Source organism: Pseudomonas juntendi, assembly GCF_009932375.1.
GTDB lineage: Bacteria > Pseudomonadota > Gammaproteobacteria > Pseudomonadales > Pseudomonadaceae > Aquipseudomonas > Aquipseudomonas juntendi.
In genome coordinates, this window is sequence record NZ_BLJG01000494.1 from 1 (window position 1) to 226 (window position 226).

Consider the following 226-nt stretch of genomic DNA (forward strand, 5'->3'; position numbering starts at 1 on the left):
GCCAGGGCCATGCCAATGCTGGCAAGCTCAAGTGGCTGATGATCGGCCTGATGCTGGCGGTGGCGGTGTCGTCGCAGAACATCCTGCCCATTCACATCGCCTTCATCCCGCTGCTGGTGCCGCCGCTGCTGTATGTGCTGACCCGCCTGCGCATCGACCGGCGGCTCATCGCCTGCGTGATCACCTTCGGCCTGATTACCCCCTACATGTTCCTGCCGGTGGGCTT

1 pseudogene is annotated in these 226 nt (G+C 63.7%); it reads left to right on the forward strand.

Annotated elements, in window-relative coordinates:
* A pseudogene (locus GYA94_RS26910) lies at positions 1 to 226 on the forward strand (sodium:proton antiporter); the annotation flags it as partial.